This window comes from Citrobacter sp. R56 (assembly GCF_016811995.1).
Classification (GTDB): Bacteria; Pseudomonadota; Gammaproteobacteria; order Enterobacterales; family Enterobacteriaceae; genus Citrobacter_D; species Citrobacter_D enshiensis.
In genome coordinates, this window is sequence record NZ_CP069159.1 from 3,785,450 (window position 1) to 3,804,936 (window position 19,487).

General features: G+C 53.1%; 17 protein-coding genes. 5 read left to right on the forward strand and 12 right to left on the reverse strand.

The annotated features are described in order from the left end of the window. Position 1: 1 nt before the first annotated feature. The 11 genes from mraY to leuO form a co-directional block, all read right to left on the reverse strand. Positions 2-1,084: a phospho-N-acetylmuramoyl-pentapeptide-transferase gene (mraY, locus tag JM656_RS17895; RefSeq protein ID WP_203358930.1), complete on the reverse strand. Its 1,083-nt coding sequence runs from the start codon at positions 1,082-1,084 to the stop codon at positions 2-4. After that, the gene (gene murF / locus JM656_RS17900) at positions 1,078-2,436 is read right to left on the reverse strand and encodes a UDP-N-acetylmuramoyl-tripeptide--D-alanyl-D-alanine ligase (protein ID WP_203358931.1); all 1,359 of its coding nucleotides are present in this window, start codon (positions 2,434-2,436) and stop codon (positions 1,078-1,080) included. Before murF ends, mraY begins: the two co-directional genes overlap by 7 nt. Beyond that, the gene (gene murE, locus JM656_RS17905) at positions 2,433-3,920 is read right to left on the reverse strand and encodes a UDP-N-acetylmuramoyl-L-alanyl-D-glutamate--2,6-diaminopimelate ligase (protein ID WP_203358932.1); all 1,488 of its coding nucleotides are present in this window, start codon (positions 3,918-3,920) and stop codon (positions 2,433-2,435) included. Before murE ends, murF begins: the two co-directional genes overlap by 4 nt. Continuing rightward, positions 3,907-5,673 (reverse strand): peptidoglycan glycosyltransferase FtsI, encoded by a 1,767-nt coding sequence (locus JM656_RS17910; protein WP_203358933.1) that lies wholly within the window; start codon positions 5,671-5,673, stop codon positions 3,907-3,909. The genes murE and JM656_RS17910 overlap by 14 nt, the downstream gene beginning before the upstream one ends. 15 nt (positions 5,674-5,688) lie before the next feature. Next, a complete protein-coding gene (ftsL, locus tag JM656_RS17915) occupies positions 5,689-6,054 on the reverse strand; it encodes a cell division protein FtsL (RefSeq protein ID WP_203358934.1) in 366 nt (121 codons plus the stop codon). After that, positions 6,051-6,992, reverse strand: coding sequence for a 16S rRNA (cytosine(1402)-N(4))-methyltransferase RsmH (rsmH, locus tag JM656_RS17920; protein ID WP_192614295.1), 942 nt, complete (start codon positions 6,990-6,992; stop codon positions 6,051-6,053). Before rsmH ends, ftsL begins: the two co-directional genes overlap by 4 nt. 2 nt (positions 6,993-6,994) lie before the next feature. Then, positions 6,995-7,453, reverse strand: a complete 459-nt coding sequence (mraZ, locus tag JM656_RS17925; protein ID WP_203361319.1) for a division/cell wall cluster transcriptional repressor MraZ — start codon at positions 7,451-7,453, stop codon at positions 6,995-6,997. 603 nt (positions 7,454-8,056) lie between these two features. Beyond that, complete coding sequence (gene cra, locus JM656_RS17930) at positions 8,057-9,061, reverse strand: catabolite repressor/activator (RefSeq protein WP_203358935.1); 1,005 nt, start codon at positions 9,059-9,061, stop codon at positions 8,057-8,059. A 181-nt stretch (positions 9,062-9,242) separates the two neighbouring features. Beyond that, positions 9,243-9,734, reverse strand: coding sequence for an acetolactate synthase small subunit (gene ilvN, locus JM656_RS17935; protein WP_162380992.1), 492 nt, complete (start codon positions 9,732-9,734; stop codon positions 9,243-9,245). Positions 9,735-9,736: 2 nt separating this feature from the next. After that, a complete protein-coding gene (ilvI, locus tag JM656_RS17940; RefSeq protein WP_203358936.1) occupies positions 9,737-11,461 on the reverse strand; it encodes an acetolactate synthase 3 large subunit in 1,725 nt (574 codons plus the stop codon). Between the two features lie 316 nt (positions 11,462-11,777). After that, positions 11,778-12,719 (reverse strand): transcriptional regulator LeuO, encoded by a 942-nt coding sequence (leuO, locus tag JM656_RS17945; protein WP_203361320.1) that lies wholly within the window; start codon positions 12,717-12,719, stop codon positions 11,778-11,780. 656 nt (positions 12,720-13,375) lie between these two features. Between leuO and leuL the strand changes: the two genes are divergently transcribed. From leuL to leuD, 5 genes are all read left to right on the forward strand, one after another. Further along, positions 13,376-13,462, forward strand: coding sequence for a leu operon leader peptide (gene leuL, locus JM656_RS22530; protein WP_192614293.1), 87 nt, complete (start codon positions 13,376-13,378; stop codon positions 13,460-13,462). Between the two features lie 90 nt (positions 13,463-13,552). Then, positions 13,553-15,124 carry a 2-isopropylmalate synthase gene (gene leuA, locus JM656_RS17955; protein WP_203358937.1) on the forward strand — a complete coding sequence of 524 codons (1,572 nt, stop codon included), beginning with the start codon at positions 13,553-13,555 and terminating at the stop codon, positions 15,122-15,124. Next, positions 15,124-16,215 carry a 3-isopropylmalate dehydrogenase gene (gene leuB / locus JM656_RS17960; RefSeq protein WP_203358938.1) on the forward strand — a complete coding sequence of 364 codons (1,092 nt, stop codon included), beginning with the start codon at positions 15,124-15,126 and terminating at the stop codon, positions 16,213-16,215. The genes leuA and leuB overlap by 1 nt, the downstream gene beginning before the upstream one ends. Positions 16,216-16,217: 2 nt before the next feature. Beyond that, the gene (gene leuC, locus JM656_RS17965) at positions 16,218-17,618 is read left to right on the forward strand and encodes a 3-isopropylmalate dehydratase large subunit (protein WP_203358939.1); all 1,401 of its coding nucleotides are present in this window, start codon (positions 16,218-16,220) and stop codon (positions 17,616-17,618) included. Positions 17,619-17,628: 10 nt separating this feature from the next. Further along, a complete protein-coding gene (leuD, locus tag JM656_RS17970) occupies positions 17,629-18,234 on the forward strand; it encodes a 3-isopropylmalate dehydratase small subunit (protein ID WP_203358940.1) in 606 nt (201 codons plus the stop codon). 46 nt (positions 18,235-18,280) lie between these two features. On the opposite strand, the gene JM656_RS17975 is transcribed toward leuD, so the two are convergent. Further along, on the reverse strand, positions 18,281-19,459 hold the full coding sequence (locus tag JM656_RS17975; RefSeq protein ID WP_203358941.1) for a sugar efflux transporter: 1,179 nt from the start codon (positions 19,457-19,459) through the stop codon (positions 18,281-18,283). Positions 19,460-19,487: the final 28 nt, after the last annotated feature.

Consider the following 19,487-nt stretch of genomic DNA (forward strand, 5'->3'; position numbering starts at 1 on the left):
ATTAACGTACCTTCAGCGTTGCCAGGCCAATCAGCACCAGCATCAGCGAAATAATCCAGAAGCGCACAATAACGCGCGGCTCCGGCCAGCCTTTCAGTTCATAGTGATGGTGAATCGGCGCCATGCGGAAAATACGCTGTCCGCGCAGCTTAAAGGAACCGACCTGCAGGATGACCGACAACGTTTCCACCACGAACACCCCACCCATAATCACCAGCAGGAATTCCTGGCGCAGCAGCACGGCGATAATCCCGAGCGCGCCGCCCAGCGCCAGTGAACCGACGTCACCCATAAAGACCTGCGCCGGATAGGTGTTAAACCACAGAAAGCCTAACCCCGCGCCGACAATCGCCGTACAGACAATCACCAGTTCACCAGCATGGCGTAAATAGGGAATGTGCAGGTAGCTGGCGAAGTTCATGTTACCGCTCGCCCACGCCACCAGCGCAAAACCAGCCGCGACAAACACGGTTGGCATAATCGCCAGGCCATCAAGACCATCGGTCAGGTTGACCGCGTTCCCCGTCCCCACAATCACGAAGTACGCCAGCAGAACGTAGAACAGCCCCAGCTGAGGCATCACGTCTTTAAAGAACGGCACAACCAGTTGAGTGGCTGGCGTATCTTTGCCCGCCAGATAGAGGGCAAACGCCACGCCTAATGCGATGACGGACATCCAGAAATACTTCCAGCGCGCAATCAGGCCTTTCGTGTCTTTGCGGACCACTTTGCGATAGTCATCGACGAACCCAATAATGCCGTAGCCAACCAGCACGACCAATACACACCAGACATACGGGTTAGACGGGTATGCCCACAGCAGCACAGAAACGACAATCGCGGTCAGGATCATAATGCCGCCCATCGTCGGCGTACCGCGCTTGCTGAAATGCGACTCCGGACCGTCGTTACGTACAACCTGGCCAAACGACAATTTTTGTAAACGGGCAATCATGCGCGGGCCCATCCACAAAGAGATGAACAGCGCGGTCAGCAGGCTGACGATGGCGCGAAACGTCAGATACGAAAAGACGTTAAAGCCGGAATAATATTTGACCAAATGTTCGGCCAGCCAAACTAACATGTCCCATTCTCCTGTAATGCGCGTACTACCTCTTCCATGGCGGCACTACGTGAACCTTTCACTAAAACAGTCATTGTCTGATGCTCTGCAACCAGCGCCTTAAGACGCGCCACTAACGCAGATTTGTCAGCAAAATGCTCGCCGACGCCGCTGGCGTTACTGATGGCCTGGCTCAGTTTCCCTGTACTCAATACACAATCGATATCTGCCGCTTTCGCCGCCTCGCCGACCTGCACATGGCACGCTTCGCTTTCTGCCCCCAGTTCTGCCATATCGCCAACCACCAACACACGGAAGCCCGGCATTTCAGAAAGAACCTGAACGGCGGCGGTCATCGACCCCACATTGGCGTTGTAGGAGTCATCAAGCAGCAGCTGGTTTTCTGCCAGTGGGATCGGGAATAAACGGCCAGGTACGGCTGTTAAATTAGCCAGACCCGCTTTGATAGCCTCAAGCGGCGCGCCAACCGCCATCGACAGCGCGCTCGCAGCAAGCGCGTTGGCGATGTTGTGGCGACCAGGTAACGGCAGTAGCACATCAATGCTGCCCTTCGGGGTTTGCAGAGAAAATGTTGTGCCATGCAGCGTCACGTGGATTTGGGTTGCCGTGAAATCACTGTTGGCGGCATTGGGCGAAAAGCGCCAGACAGTGCGATCGCCAATGATGCTCTGCCAGTTCAGCCAGTCGTTGTTATCGGCATTCAAGATGGCAATGCCGTTTTCCTGCAGACCGGTAAAGATTTCGCCTTTGGCTTTCGCTACACCCGCCAGCGAGCCGAACCCTTCCAGGTGCGCCGCAGCGAGATTGTTCACCAGCGCCGCTTCCGGACGCGTCAGGCCAACGGTCCAGGCAATTTCACCCTGGTGGTTAGCGCCTAATTCAATCACCGCATAGTCATAATCATGATTCAGACGTAGCAGCGTCATCGGCACGCCGATGTCGTTATTGAGATTGCCGGCGGTGTACAAGGTGTTTCCGCACTGGCTCAGAATGGCCGCCGTCATCTCTTTAACCGATGTTTTACCGGATGAACCGGTCAATGCCACCACGCGGGTCGGAACCTGCGCGCGTACCCACGCCGCCAGTTCACCAAACGCCAGACGCGTGTCTTTGACAATCAGTTGCGGGAGGGAGATATCCAGCGGACGGCTGACCAGCAGCGCCCCTGCCCCGCCTGCTTTTGCTTTATCGGCAAAATCGTGGGCGTCGAAGCGTTCGCCTTTCAGCGCCACAAACAGGCAGCCCGGCGTCAGTTGACGCGTATCGGTCGTTACCGCGTCCAGCGTCAAATCGGCACCTTGCAACTCGCCATGCAGAATCTCAGCCAGTTGGCTGAGCGTTACGCTAATCATGCGATAACCCCCAGCAGACGCGCGGCGGTCACACGATCGGAATAGTCAAGACGCTGGGAGCCGACGATCTGATAATCCTCATGACCCTTACCCGCAATCAGTACGACGTCGTCTTCTTTCGCTTGCATAATGGCGTTGGTGACGGCTTCGGCACGGCCTTCCATCACCTTCGCATGCCCGGCGTCCAGCATTCCGGCAAGGATATCGTTGATAATGGCGCGCGGCTCTTCAGTACGCGGGTTGTCGTCGGTCACCACCGCCACATCAGCAAATTGTTCAGCAATCGCGCCCATTAGCGGACGTTTGCCTTTGTCGCGATCGCCGCCGCAGCCGAAGACGCACCACAGTTTGCCTGCGCAATGCAGGCGTGCCGCTTCGAGCGCTTTTTCCAGCGCGTCCGGCGTATGGGCGTAGTCAACAACGACAGTCGGTTTACCCGGCGCACTGAAGACTTCCATGCGCCCGCAAACGGGCTGCAGGCGGGAGGCTGTTTTCAGCAGTTCTGCCAACGGATAACCCAACGCCAGCAGCGTAGCCAGCGCCAGCAGAAGGTTGCTGACGTTAAACGCGCCCATCAGACGGCTTTCAATCTCGCCTTCGCCCCAACTGGAAGCAAAACGAATGGTCGCTCCGCTGTCGTGGTAATTCACCTCAACGGCTTTCAACCAACGGCCATGGCAGTTGGGATTAATACGGTCTTCCATCGAAACGGCAACCGCGTCCGGCAGTTTCGCCAGCCAGCGACGCCCCACGTCATCATCAGCATTAACAATCGCCTGACCGCAGTGATGCGTGGAGTACAGCAGCCATTTCGCCGCTTCGTAATGCTCCATGTCACCGTGATAGTCGAGGTGATCACGACTTAAATTCGTAAAGACTGACGCCGCAAATTTCAGCGCTGCAACGCGGTGTTGCACCAGGCCATGAGAAGAGACTTCCATCGCGCCGAGTGTCGCGCCCTGTTCTACCAGTCCCGCCAGCACATGCTGGACATCAACCGCTGAACCGGTGGTATTTTCCGTCGGGATCACTTTGCCCAGCAGACCATTACCTACCGTACCCATCACTGCGCTGGTTTCGCCGAGCAATTGGCTCCATTGCGCCAGCAGTTGGGTGGTTGTGGTTTTACCGTTTGTGCCGGTCACGCCCACCAGACGCATTCTTTCTGAGGGTTCATGATAGAAGCGACCAGCCAGTGCAGATAAACGCTCGTTGAGCTGGCTGAGATAGATGACCGGAACGCCGTGCATTTCACGGATCTCACCGTCGGTCGCCTCATCTTTTGCCTCTGCAATAATGGCAGCCACACCTTGCGCTATCGCCTGCGGGATATATCGACGCCCGTCCGCCTGATGACCTTTTACTGCCACAAAGAGATCGCCCGATGCAGCCACACGGCTGTCGAGTGTCATCTCCCGCAGTGCTCGCTCTGGTGCGCCCGGCACCCATGGAGCAAGAAGGTCGCGCAAATTACGATCTGCCACCTGTTCCCTCGCCTTGATTAATTACGAATTCACTTTTCTCGCCCGTTGCCAGTGCGTCCGGTTCGATGTTCATGGTGCGCAGTACGCCGCCCATGATGGCACCAAAGACCGGCGCGGAAACGGCGCCGCCGTAGTATTTACCCGCCTGCGGATCGTTGATAACAACAACCAGCGCAAAGCGCGGCTGACTCGCAGGTGCAACGCCTGCGGTATACGCAATGTATTTATTGATGTAGCGCCCGTCCGGCCCCACTTTTTTCGCCGTACCGGTTTTAATGGCGATGCGATAACCTTTGATCGCGGCCTTCACGCCGCCGCCGCCCGGTAACGCCACGCTTTCCATCATGTGCACGACGGTACGAACGGTAGATTCCGGGAAAATACGCTCGCCCGGAACGGGCGGGTCAACTTTGGTAATTGAGAGCGGGCGATAGACGCCGTAGCTGCCAATCGTTGCATAGACTCGCGCTAACTGTAACGGCGTTACCATTAGCCCGTAGCCGAAAGAGAAGGTGGCCCTCTCTATGTCAGACCACCGTTGTTTTTGAGGATATAAGCCACTGCGTTCTCCGACCAACCCCAAATTGGTCGCTTTTCCCAGCCCAAAACGTGAGTAAGTATCTACTAACGCTGAGGACGGCATCGCTAACGCCAGCTTAGAAACACCGACGTTACTCGACTTCTGTAAAACCCCGGTAAGGGTCAGTTCGCTGTAACGCGCCACGTCTTTGATTTCGTGACCGTTAATTCGGTAGGGAATGGTGTTGAGTACGGTATTTTCACGCACCACGCCGCGTTGTAGCGCGGTCATCACCACCATCGGTTTGACGGTTGACCCCGGTTCGAAGACGTCGGTAATGGTACGGTTACGCATGACATCTTTCTGCGTGCCGGTCAGGTTGTTCGGGTTATAAGACGGGCTGTTAGCCATCGCCAGCACTTCGCCAGTGCTCACATCCACCAGCACGGCGCTACCCGACTCCGCCTTGTTAAAGGCTACAGCGTTATTCAGCTCGCGATACACCAGCGCCTGTAAGCGTTCATCAATGCTCAACGCCAGGTTATGCGCCGCCTGACTGTCGGTAGAAGAGATATCCTCAATGACGCGACCATAGCGATCTTTACGCACAACACGTTCGCCCGGCTGACCCGTAAGCCACTTATCAAAGCTCTTCTCAACGCCTTCAATACCCTGACTGTCGACGTTGGTAAAACCAATGAGGTGAGCGGTCACTTCTCCGGAAGGATAGTAACGGCGGGATTCTTCACGCAGATGAATACCAGGAAGCTTCAGCTTTTTGATGTAATCGCCAAGATCCGGGTTTACCTGACGCGCCAGATAAATAAAGCGGCCTCTTGGATTCGCGTTAACCCGCGCCGCCAGCTGATCGAGCGGCATTTTCAGCGCGTCAGCCAGCGCTTTCCAGCGATTATCCAGCGTAATGCCACCGGCATCATGCAGCTCTTTCGGATCGGCCCAAATCGCTTTTACCGGGACACTCACAGCCAGCGGACGACCAGAGCGATCGGTTATCATACCGCGTGATGTTGCGACTTCCTGCACACGCAGAGAACGCATGTCCCCCTGGCGCACCAGCATATCCGGCGCGATGATCTGTAGCCAGGCCGCGCGACCCAACAGAAAAACCAGCGCCAGTAAAATGCAGCCGCACAGCAACGCAAAACGCCAACTGATAAAGTTGGGCTGTTCTTCCTGGCGTTTTGGTTTGAGCGTTTTTGCCGCTGCTTTCATGCGTCGCGTTTATCCTTATTTTTGCACTACGATATTTTCTTGTGAGGGATCAACATGCTGCAACTGCAGTTTTTCCGTTGCAATCCGTTCCACCCGGCTATGATCGCCGAGCGCATTCTCTTCAAGGATCAGGTTGCGCCATTCGATATCCAACGCATCCCGCTCCAGAACCAATTGCTCACGCTGCGCGGTCAATAGTCGCGTGTGATGCGCCGTGGTGACAACAGTCACCGCCGTCAAAATGATGCAAATGAACAGGCAGAGTGGCAGCTTCCCGTACCGCAAAAGATCGTCACCGATCACGCCAGGCAAAGCATGGCGCTCGTTGCTTCCTATTGATCCCTTAACTTTGCTGAGGGCATCTGTCACTCTGCTGATCATGCGTTCGTCCTCTCTGCAATTCGCAGAACTGAACTACGGGCACGTGGATTCTCTGCCACCTCTTCTTCGCCCGGCATCAACTTACCTAACGCTCGCAACTCGCGGCCACCCAGCTTTTTGAGCTGATCTTCCGTCATCGGCAATCCTGCTGGTACTTGCGGACCGCGACTTTGCTCACGCATAAAGCGCTTCACAATACGGTCTTCCAGCGAGTGGAAACTGATGATGGAAAGTCGCCCTCCCGGGGCCAGCACGCTGAGCGAGCTTTTTAGCGCCTGCTCTATCTCCTCCAGTTCACTGTTCACCCAAATGCGCACCGCCTGGAAGGTACGGGTCGCGGGATGTTTATGTTTGTCCTTCACCGGCGTCGCCGCCGCAATCACCTCTGCAAGCTCTTTGGTACGCGTCATCGGTTCAATGCGGTTACGTTCAACAATGGCGCGGGCAATGCGTTTACCAAAACGCTCCTCGCCAAAGGTTTTGATCACCCAGGCGATGTCTGCTTCTTCAGCGGTTTGCAGCCATTCGGCAGCAGACTGACCGCGCGTCGGATCCATTCGCATATCCAACGGACCGTCACGCATGAAGGAAAAGCCGCGCTCGGCATCATCGAGTTGCGGAGAAGAGACGCCAAGATCGAGAAGGATTCCGTCAATCTTACCCGTCAGTTCACGCTCGGCGACGTACTCAGCCAGCGCAGAGAAAGGTCCATGAATGATGGAGAAGCGAGGATCATTGATGGTTTGGGCAACGGCAATAGCCTGCGGATCGCGATCGATTGCCAGTAAACGTCCGTTGTCGCCAAGTTGCGACAGGATCAGACGTGAGTGACCACCGCGACCAAATGTCCCATCAATGTAAATGCCGTCAGGGCGAATGTTCAGACCGTTTACGGCCTCGTCCAGCAGCACCGTTGTATGTTTAAAATTTTCCATCATCATTATAGAGACAAGTCCTGCAGTCGCTCCGACAAGGTTTCGGTAACAGACTGCTCAGCGTCGATATCTTCCTTGACCCGTTGATACCAGGTCGTTTCATCCCACAGTTCAAATTTGTTGAACTGTCCAACCAGCATCACTTCTTTCGTCAGTGCGGCATGTTGCCGCAGAATCGGCGCGATCAATAGACGACCGGCACTGTCCATCTGACATTCGCTGGCATGTCCCAATAGTAAGCGCTGCACGCGGCGCTCAACCGGATTCATGCTCGACAGACGCGATAATTTTTGCTCGATAACTTCCCATTCAGGCAGGGGGTACAGCAGCAGGCACGGGTGATGAATGTCAATGGTACACACCATTTGACCGGTAGCGCTCTCGAGCAGTTGATCCCGATAACGGGTGGGCACAGATAAGCGCCCTTTACTGTCGAGATTGACTAACGTTGCTCCCCGGAACATGCCAGCCTCACCCCCAATTACCACTTTATCCCACAAAATCCCACTTAAAGGAGTTTACGGAGCGGAGGAAAAGCTTGTCAAGCCAGTAGCAACGCTTACCGGAGCAAAAAACCCAATGTTTACGGCTAATATCAGCGTTGATTAAATTACGTCCAACGAACGAAGCAAATTAACGTCATGAATATTTGTAAGAAAAAAAACAAAAACTCATCACCGTTTAAAACGACTCAATACCATCTGAAGAAAATATAAAGTGTCAGTTTGCGACGCGAGCGGCATTTTAGGACATATTGCAACGGGATAACAGTACCTGTTTATCGGTCGTTATGCCCCTTACAGCCAGGGAGTACGATGCGTTACCGCATCAGGGAAGGAAAGTGTTTGTTAATTCGGCAATTCCCCACAAGCATGTAACAAAATAATACAAGAGCAACCTGCCGTTACCGCCCAATAACCTGAAAAAGGGTTGTGAGAGTGCAATCAGGATTATTTATAAGATATCTCAGCGAGATTTTAAGGAATAATCTTAATTCTGATACGGTTATTGATTTTCTTTTTTTATTTCCCCCGCACCTAAGCATTTTCTGGCGCGGGGGTATTAACTCAGCTACGGCTAAGGACGCCACGGCGATACAAATTACGTTTGATCCGTGTTAAACCCGGTTTTGGCTTACGGGGCTCATCCAGACTCGCCAGAACAATCTCAAGAACGCGCTCGGCGACATCACGATGGCGTTGCGCCACGGCAAGTACCGGACATTGCAGAAAATCAAGCAGTTCATTATCACCAAAAGTAGCGATAGCCAGTTCGGAAGGTAATTTTCCGTCACGACGTAATGTCACATCCATCACGCCCTGCAACAATGCAAAAGAGGTGGTAAACAGCGCCTGCGGCATCGGGTGCGTTTCCAGCCATTTTTCAAACAGCTGCGCTGCGGCGGCCCGCTCGTAACTGTTGGCATACAAGAAATGCACTTCACGCGGATCATCCTTCCACGCGGTACGGAATCCCTGCTCACGCAGGAAACTCACCGACAGTTCTGGCAGCGCGCCCAAATAGAGCACCGTTTCCCCAGGGAATTTGCGAAGCTCTCCAGCCAGCATTTCTGCGTCATCCTGATCAGCGCCAACAACGCTGGTAAAATGTTCGCGATCGAGGGCACGATCCAGCGCAACAATCGGGAACGCGTCATTCGCCCAGCGCTGATAGAAAGGATGCTCCGGCGGCAAAGAGGTCGACACAATGATTGCATCCACCTGGCGCTGCAAAAGGTGTTCGATGCAGCGCATTTCGTTATCCGGCTGATCTTCAGAACAGGCGATTAACAGTTGATAACCCCGCTGGCGCGCCTGGCGTTCCAGATAGTTTGCAATGCGGGTATAACTTGTGTTCTCAAGGTCAGGAATGACCAGACCAATGGAGCGAGTGCGTCCCGCACGCAGCCCGGCAGCCACAGCATTGGGGTGATAATTATGCTCGCGCACCACCGCCATGACTTTTTCAACGGTCTTGTCGCTCACGCGATATTGCTTTGCTTTTCCGTTAATAACGTAGCTTGCAGTCGTTCGCGATACACCGGCTAGCCGAGCGATTTCATCCAGTTTCACAATTGCCCCTTGCGTAAAAAGTACAAACCATAACCACTGAGACGGCATGGGTAAAATTAATTAACATCTAATCGCAGAATACGCACTGCGTGCAACCGCTTTTGTCTCTGGTTATTGCAGATTTCGCAAAAAAAGGCCCAACCGGTAACGTTGAGCCTACGAAATCGGAGTAAGGTATTCCTTAGCGCATGATTTTGTCACCGCGCGAAAGACCGACCACGCCTGAACGCGCAACTTCGACAATCTTCGCCACCTCGCGCAACGTTGCCAGGAAAGCATCCAGCTTTTCACTGGTTCCCGCCAGTTGGACGGTATAAATAGACGGGGTGACGTCGATGATCTGCCCACGGAAGATCTCGGTGTTGCGCTTGACCTCTTCGCGCCCGTAGCCGCTGGCCTGGATCTTCACCAGCATGATTTCACGTTCAACATGCGCCCCTTGCCCAAGCTCACTCACCCGCAACACATCGACCAGCTTGTGCAATTGTTTTTCGATTTGTTCGAGGACTTTTTCATCACCCACGGTCTGGATGGTCATACGCGATAATGTCGGATCGTCAGTCGGCGCAACGGTCAGGCTTTCAATATTGTAGCCACGCTGCGAAAAGAGGCCGATAACGCGCGACAATGCCCCTGACTCGTTCTCCAGCAATACAGATAATATCCGGCGCATAATCAGGTCCTCTCCGTTTTGCTTAACCACATTTCATCCATCCCGCCCCCGCGAATCTGCATAGGGTAGACATGCTCACTGCCATCCACCGTCACGTCGACGAAGACCAGGCGATTATTATGTACGTGCTCAAGGGCCTCGCTCAGTTTGCTTTCCAGCTCGCCCGGATGGTTAATCTGGATCCCAACATGCCCATAGGCTTGCGCCAGACGCACAAAATCAGGCAACGACTGCATGTAAGATTGTGAATGACGCCCCGAGTAGATCATGTCCTGCCACTGCTTAACCATCCCCAGATATCGGTTATTCAGGTTGAGCACCAGAACAGGCAGTTCATACTGCAGCGCAGTCGACAGCTCCTGGATGTTCATCTGGATACTGCCATCCCCGGTCACACAAACGACCGTTTCTTCGGGCAGCGCCATCTTCACCCCCAGCGCCGCAGGCAGACCAAACCCCATGGTGCCCAGCCCACCGGAGTTAATCCAGCGACGCGGTTTATCAAACGGGTAGTAAAGCGCGGCAAACATTTGGTGTTGGCCGACGTCGGAGGTGACGTACGCCTCGCCTTTGGTGAGACGCCAGATAGCCTCGATCACCGCTTGCGGTTTGATGCTCTCACTTTGCGTGTCATATTTCAGACACTGGCGGGCACGCCAGCGCTCAATCTGCTGCCACCAGTCGCGAATATCATCCAACGGTTGCGCGGCGGACTCTTGCGGTAGCAATTCCAGCATCTGCTCCAGCACCAGACGCGCGTCGCCCACAATCGGCACATCTGCCGTCACGGTTTTTGAGATAGACGTAGGATCAATATCAATATGTAAAACGGTCGCATTCGGACAATATTTTGCCAGGTTATTAGTTGTGCGATCGTCGAACCGTACCCCCACCGCAAAAATCACATCCGCGTTATGCATGGTCATATTCGCTTCATACGTGCCATGCATTCCCAACATCCCTAAGGACTGTTGATGCGTTGCCGGGAATGCGCCAAGCCCCATTAATGAAGAGACAACCGGGAGATTGAGCGTCTCAACCGTCTGACGTAGTTCCTCATGGCAGGCTGAATTTATCGCCCCGCCGCCCACGTAGACCACCGGTTTTTTCGCTGCAACCAGGGTTTGCAACGCGCGCTTAATTTGCCCTTTATGCCCTGTCGTTGTCGGATTATACGAACGCATACTGACGGCATCCGGCCAGACATAAGGCAGTTTTTTCGCCGGGCTTAGAATATCTTTGGGTAAATCCACCACGACAGGGCCAGGCCGCCCGCTCGCCGCCAGCCAAAACGCCTTTTTGAGCACCTGAGGGATATCTTCCGTCTGCTTGACCAGGAAACTGTGTTTTACCACCGGGCGGGAGATCCCCACCATGTCACATTCCTGAAACGCATCGTAGCCAATCAACGAGGTCGCCACCTGGCCGGAAAGGATCACCAGCGGAATAGAATCCATGTAGGCCGTAGCGATGCCTGTAATGGCGTTTGTCGCTCCGGGACCTGAAGTCACCAGCACCACGCCTACCTCACCGGTCGCCCGCGCTAACCCATCAGCCATATGCACGGCAGCCTGTTCATGACGTACCAGGACGTGATCGATCCCCCCCACCGTATGCAGTGCATCATAAATATCGAGAACTGCGCCCCCGGGATATCCGAAAACCTGTTTCACGCCCTGATCGATGAGCGATCGCACGACCATCTCGGCTCCAGACAACATCTCCATGGCTTGCCTCACTGTATGATGATTAACATTTGCTAAACACATTAACCGCTCGTCCTGATGCAGGCAATTCGGGTAGACGCCCGTAAACAGAGTGAGATTAGAATAAATGAGAGGAATGAAAGGATTTAATGGCGGATTACACCATGATACGCATTCGTGGTGACAATTAATCGCTTAAAAATGAGGAGTTACAGCAATTCCTCTATTTTTCAGGATGCCCAACATGAAGCTCAACAGTGAATTCAGTATAAAATTTCACACTTATTAAAAAATGCAGAATAAACCAGAAGTCGCCCCCTGATTTATTCTGCCCGTTTTATCGCTTGCAGACAGAAACCAATAACTCTTCCATCCACTGATGTCCTTTATCGCGACCCGCTGCTTCATGCCAGGAGAGATAACACGTCCGGTTATTCAGTTTTAAAGGTAAAGGCAATATTTGTAATTCTAATGAGCCCGCAAATTCTTCTGCCAGCCAACGAGGGGCAATAGAAACCAGGTGCGTTTGCGAAACAACATTAAGCACGCTAATCATCGCCATACCTTGATAGGCGACACAGGCTTGTTTATCCGCTGAGTCATACCAGGGTTGACTAAAAGAAGCAAAACGATCCAGTGAAACAACAGCGTGCTGTTCATTATACACATCGCTTTCCAGCAATGGACCATTGATATGCGGATGTTTTTTACTGGCAACTAATACCATTTCATCATTAAACAGCGGAATGCTGGTGAACTCGGGACGACGAAATTCCTCATAACTAATAACAAATTCCGTTTCCTGATAACGTAATTGATGTTCTGTGTTCTGATTTAATGATGATTTAAAAACAACATGTATATTCGGGGCAATTTGTTCTACACGATTATAAATAAGAGACGTCAGAATATTATCCAACGGACTACAGACACAAAGATTGAACACGCGTTCGCTGCTGGTCGGTTCGAAGCCCGAACCCGGTAACTCATTCTGCACCAGTTGCAGCGCCTGCCGAACGGAACCGAATAGCTGAAATGCACGCGCTGTCGGCTGAATACCACGCCCGTAACGCACAAATAACTCGTCATTAAACATGACTTTCAAACGCGCAACTGCGTTACTTACCGCAGGTTGTGACATCCCCAGAGAATGTGCCGCTCGCGTGATATTCTGTTCCTGCATTACCGCATCAAAAACGGTTAATAAATTGAGATCAACCATTCGAAGTTGCGGTTTCCCCATCTCTAAAAGATGCGGTTTAGTTTTTACCTCTGGCATATTTAACTCCACTGTCACACTACACTTCCTTTTCCTTGGGGGGAATGCAGAAATAAACTCAGAAAATATGATTTACCATGCATATAGAATAAGAAAAAGAAAAATAAAAAAATTAGGAAAACATAAAGGCATCGTTTAGAAAACGGTGAAAGATATGACAAACATAACGTGATAAATGTCACACCCAATAATTCATAATGTTCAAATTACGGAAGTAATATAACCATAAGCGCGACGAATACACAATCATACGTTTAGTGAATGATTATTTAAGTTTTAATTAAATATTTATATTAACAGAACCCTTACTCTTAACATTAATTTATCAATAAGGTGCTGGCGAGGATAAAAACTCATTCACTGAAAATATAAAAACAATGTAAATCATAAAGATAAACAACGCCTTTACAAGACCTTCCAAAGACCTTTCTTCACAGGCAAATGAAAAAAAGTATGCTTAAGTATTTCAAATGATGAAAAGTGTGAACGACAAACCACTAATTTGTCTTTTATTGGACTGATTGCCCAGCACAATTAGCTAAAGTAAAAGACAGATTCCCCTGCGTAACAGCGTTATTTTACAGGAGACAGGGTTGACTTCAGACAACGTATCCAGTACCACTAAAAGCATATCGCTTTCGCCTGGAGTTTGATTAATGATTCGTAACGTTCGCTTCCTCAGCCTACTACTACTAAACGCATCCTCGTTGCGCGGTAGACTGGTGAGCGACATTCAGCATTAAGTCAGCTTCCAGTAAGACAAAAAACCCGCGCCGTTGCGCGGGTTTTTTTATGCCTGATGCAAGGCGCTCTCAGAGACAAGGACCTAAACCATGAGCCAGCAAGTCATTATTTTCGATACGACCTTACGCGACGGTGAACAGGCGTTACAGGCAAGCCTGAGTGTGAAAGAAAAACTGCAGATTGCCCTGGCGCTTGAGCGTATGGGCGTTGACGTAATGGAAGTCGGTTTCCCTGTCTCTTCCCCTGGCGATTTTGAGTCCGTACAGACCATTGCGCGCCAGGTTAAAAATAGCCGTGTGTGTGCTCTGGCCCGCTGTGTAGAAAAAGATATCGATGTGGCGGCTGAGTCGCTGAAAGTCGCTGAGGCATTCCGTATCCATACGTTTATCGCCACCTCGCCGATGCATATCGCCACCAAATTGCGCAGCACGCTGGACGAGGTCATTGAACGCGCGGTTTACATGGTCAAACGTGCGCGCAATTACACGGATGACGTGGAATTCTCATGCGAAGATGCAGGCCGCACCCCGATTGCCGACCTGGCTCGCGTGGTAGAAGCCGCCATCAATGCAGGGGCAAGAACCATCAATATCCCTGATACCGTGGGTTACACCATGCCTTTCGAGTTTGCGGGTATCATTTCCGGGCTGTATGAGCGAGTTCCGAACATCGATAAAGCCATCATCTCTGTTCACACCCACGATGACTTAGGTTTGGGCGTGGGTAACGCACTGGCAGCAGTGCATGCGGGCGCGCGTCAGGTAGAAGGCGCGATGAACGGTATCGGCGAACGTGCCGGTAACTGCTCGCTGGAAGAGGTGATCATGGCGATTAAAGTGCGTAAAGATATCCTGAACGTACAGACCCGCATTCATCACCAGGAAATCTGGCGTACCAGCCAGTTAGTCAGCCAAATCTGTAACATGCCGATTCCGGCGAACAAAGCGATTGTTGGCAGCGGCGCCTTTGCCCACTCTTCCGGCATCCATCAGGATGGCGTGCTGAAAAATCGTGAAAACTACGAAATCATGACACCAGAATCGATCGGCCTGAATCAAGTTCAGTTGAACCTGACGTCACGCTCAGGCCGCGCGGCGGTAAAACACCGTATGGATGAGATGGGTTATAAAGAGGACGAATACAGCCTGGACAATCTGTATGACGCGTTCCTGAAACTGGCGGATAAAAAAGGTCAGGTATTCGACTACGACCTGGAAGCGCTGGCCTTCATTAACAAACAGCAGGAAGAGCCGGAGCATTTCCGTCTGGATTATTTCAACGTGCAGTCCGGTTCGAACGATATCGCCACGGCGTCCGTCAAACTGGCCTGCGGTAACGAAGTGAAGGCTGAGGCGGCCAACGGCAACGGTCCCGTCGATGCGATCTACCAGGCCATCAACCGTATCACTGATTACAACGTCGAACTGGTGAAATACAGCTTAACGGCAAAAGGCCACGGCAAAGATGCGCTGGGCCAGGTGGATATCGTCGCCAACTATAACGGTCGCCGTTTCCACGGTGTCGGCCTGACGACGGATATCGTCGAATCCTCCGCCAAAGCGATGGTGCACGTCCTGAACAACATCTGGCGTGCGGCTGAAGTCGAAAAAGAGTTGCAACGCAAAGCTCAGAACAACGAAAACAACAAGGAAACCGTGTGATGTCGAAGAATTACCATATTGCTGTTTTGCCGGGCGACGGTATTGGCCCAGAAGTGATGGCACAAGCCCTGAAAGTACTGGATGCCGTTCGCAACCGCTTTGCCATGCGTATTACCACCAGCCATTACGACGTAGGCGGCGCCGCCATCGACAATCACGGTCAACCGCTGCCGCCGGCCACGGTTGAAGGGTGTGAGCAAGCGGACGCCATTTTGTTTGGCTCGGTCGGCGGCCCAAAATGGGAAAAACTGCCGCCAGACCAGCAGCCTGAGCGCGGCGCTTTACTGCCGCTGCGTAAGCATTTCAAATTATTCAGCAACCTGCGTCCAGCCAAACTGTATCAGGGGCTGGAGGCATTCTGCCCGTTACGTGCGGATATTGCCGCCAACGGTTTCGATATCCTGTGCGTGCGCGAGTTGACCGGCGGGATCTATTTCGGTCAGCCAAAAGGCCGTGAAGGTCACGGCCAGTATGAAAAAGCCTTTGATACCGAGGTCTATCACCGTTTTGAAATCGAGCGGATTGCACGCATTGCTTTTGAGTCAGCCCGTAAACGCCGTCATAAAGTGACGTCGATTGATAAAGCGAACGTGCTGCAAACCTCCATTCTGTGGCGTGAGATCGTCAATGAAATCGCGAAAGAGTATCCGGACGTTGAACTGGCGCACATGTACATCGACAACGCCACCATGCAGTTGATCAAAGATCCGTCTCAGTTCGACGTGCTGCTGTGCTCCAACCTGTTTGGCGACATCCTGTCTGACGAATGCGCCATGATCACCGGTTCCATGGGCATGCTGCCTTCCGCCAGCCTGAATGAACAAGGTTTCGGCCTGTATGAACCTGCTGGCGGTTCGGCACCAGACATCGCCGGGAAAAACATTGCCAATCCGATTGCGCAAATCCTCTCTCTGGCGCTGCTGTTGCGCTACAGCCTGGAGGCAAACGACGCCGCAACCGCGATAGAAAGCGCCATTAATCGCGCGTTAGAAGAAGGTATCCGCACCGGTGATTTAGCCCGTGGCGCTGCCGCAGTCAGTACCGATGAGATGGGCGATATCATCGCCCGCTACGTCGCAGAAGGGGTGTAATCATGGCTAAAACATTGTATGAAAAATTGTTCGATGCACACGTCGTCTTTGAAGCGCCGAACGAAACCCCGCTGTTATATATCGACCGTCATCTGGTGCATGAAGTGACCTCTCCGCAGGCATTTGATGGTCTGCGCGCGCATGGCCGTCCGGTTCGCCAGCCGGGTAAAACCTTCGCGACGATGGATCATAACGTCTCTACGCAAACCAAAGACATCAACGCGTCCGGCGAGATGGCCCGCATTCAGATGCAGGAATTGATTAAAAACTGCAATGAGTTCGGCGTGGAGTTGTACGATCTGAACCACCCGTATCAGGGCATTGTCCATGTTATGGGGCCAGAGCAAGGCGTCACCTTACCGGGCATGACCATTGTCTGCGGCGACTCCCACACGGCGACCCACGGCGCATTTGGCGCGCTGGCGTTCGGTATCGGCACCTCTGAAGTTGAGCACGTCCTGGCGACGCAGACCCTGAAACAGGGCCGTGCCAAAACCATGAAAATAGAAGTTAATGGCACTGCGGCACCGGGGATTACGGCAAAAGATATCGTGCTGGCGATCATTGGGAAAACCGGCAGCGCCGGCGGTACCGGGCATGTGGTTGAGTTTTGCGGTGACGCGATCCAGGCCCTGAGCATGGAAGGTCGTATGACGCTGTGCAACATGGCCATCGAAATGGGCGCGAAAGCCGGTCTGGTCGCGCCAGATGACACCACGTTCAACTATGTACAGGGTCGTCTGCACGCGCCGAAGGGGAAAGATTTTACCGACGCCGTAGCATACTGGAAAACCCTGAAGACCGACGATGGCGCCAAATTTGATACCGTCGTTACCCTGCAGGCGGAAGAGATAGCACCACAGGTCACCTGGGGCACCAACCCAGGCCAGGTCATCTCCGTGACGGAGAATATTCCCGATCCCGCATCATTTGCCGACCCCGTCGAACGCGCCTCCGCCGAAAAAGCGCTGGCCTATATGGGGCTGAAACCCGGTATTCCGTTAACGGAAGTGGCTATTGATAAAGTGTTTATCGGCTCCTGTACCAACTCGCGTATTGAAGATTTACGTGCGGCGGCAGAAATTGCCAAAGGACGCAAAGTGGCTCCGGGCGTACAGGCGCTGGTCGTGCCTGGCTCTGGTCCAGTGAAAGCCCAAGCGGAAGCGGAAGGTCTGGACAAGATCTTCATTGAAGCCGGTTTTGAGTGGCGTTTACCCGGTTGCTCCATGTGTCTGGCAATGAACAACGATCGCCTGAATCCGGGTGAACGTTGCGCTTCCACCAGCAACCGTAACTTTGAAGGTCGTCAGGGCCGCGGTGGACGTACACACTTAGTCAGCCCGGCCATGGCCGCCGCCGCCGCCGTTACCGGTCATTTTGCCGACATTCGCAGCATCAAATAAGGAAACCACCATGGCAGAGAAATTTATCCAACATACCGGCCTGGTTGTCCCGCTGGATGCCGCCAACGTCGACACCGACGCCATTATTCCTAAACAGTTTTTGCAGAAAGTCACCCGTACCGGCTTTGGCGCACACCTGTTTAACGACTGGCGATTCCTGGATGAACAGGGCCAGCAACCCAATCCAGAGTTCGTGCTGAACTTCCCGCAATATAAAGGGGCCTCCATTCTTCTGGCGCGGGAAAACTTTGGCTGCGGCTCTTCGCGCGAGCACGCGCCATGGGCGCTGACGGATTACGGGTTCAAAGTGGTCATCGCCCCCAGCTTCGCGGATATTTTCTACGGCAACAGCTTCAACAACCAGTTGCTGCCAGTGAAGTTAAGCGATGCAGAAGTGGATGAACTGTTTACCCTGGTGCAGGCGAATCCGGGCATCACATTCGACGTGGACCTGGAGGCTCAGGTGGTTAAAGCGGGGGATAAATCCTACCCCTTCGCGCTCGACGCGTTTCGCCGCCACTGCATGATGAACGGTCTGGACAGCATCGGGCTGACACTGCAACACGAAGATGCCATTACGGCATATGAAGAGAAGCAACCGGCGTTTATGCGCTGATACTGATGATGCCGGATGACGACGCAACGCGTCTCATCCGGCATTTTTATACATCTTTTACCCGTCCGGTCATCACCAGCGTCACCACAGAAATCGCCGCAATCACCCAATAGACGGCAAAATGCCCGTAACTTTGCGCTACCGCGCCCTGGATAACGCCCGCCAGGATCACTCCCGTCGAAATACTGTTGGTGAACAGCGTTGTTGCCGACCCCGCTCGCCCCGGCATCAGATCCTGAAACCACAGCATCCCGATGCCCGCGATAATGCCAATAAACACCGCATTAAACAGTTGCAGCACCAGCAACGCCGCATGGCTGTGAAAAAAGATAAGTCCGAGATAAAACAGGACGCCTGCCGCGACCGCCGTGATCATCATGCGCCGCTTTCCGAAGCGCTTTACATAATAGCCCGCGAGGATCATCGCCGGGATTTCCAGCCCTGCCGCCGTCCCCATCAGGATCCCCGCCAGTTTATCCGGCAGCCCAAGATCGCTGCTAATCCAGAGCGGCATATCAATGATGTACATGGTGTTGCAGGTCCACATTAAGGTGGACGCAATAAACAGCATGCGCACATTTTTATCCTGCCAGCCGCCGGTCGGCGTTTCGGGCGCATCAACGGGTTGTTCAACACGCGCCACTGAAGGCAGTATCAACGCTATCAGCACCAGGCTGATGGCAAAGATCCCGGCCGCGATAGCAAACATCGTGGTGAAGCCATAATTCAGCGCCAGCATAAACGCCAGCGGCGGGCCAATCACCCACGCCAGCGAGAGCTGGGCACGCATCACCGAGCTGAACATCACCACTTCCCGCGCCGAACTGTCTGCATACTCCCGTGCCAGCGCAAACAGCTGCGGCATGGCGCTATTCGCCAGCGATGCCAGCAGTACGCCGCAGGTAATCAACGTGAGGTAATGGCGATTAAAGGCAAACAACAGCGCATTACCGATAGCCATCAGACAGCAAAACATGATCAGTCGACGACGGTCGCCCCGGTTATCCGAACGTTTTGCCAGCCCCAGACTCACCGCGATCCCGGCAATGGCGTTTACCGTATAAAACAAACCGACCCAAAACGGTTGCGCGCCCACTTCGCGGCTCAAAAACAGGCTCAACGTCGGTGCCTGAAGCGCACCTGCCACGCCCATCATAAAAGCCACCAGCATGAACGCCGCGTAAACGCCGTTAAGACGCCGCCCCATCGTCATAATCCAGAGCATACAGTTCCTTAATTGCGCTGCTGAAACG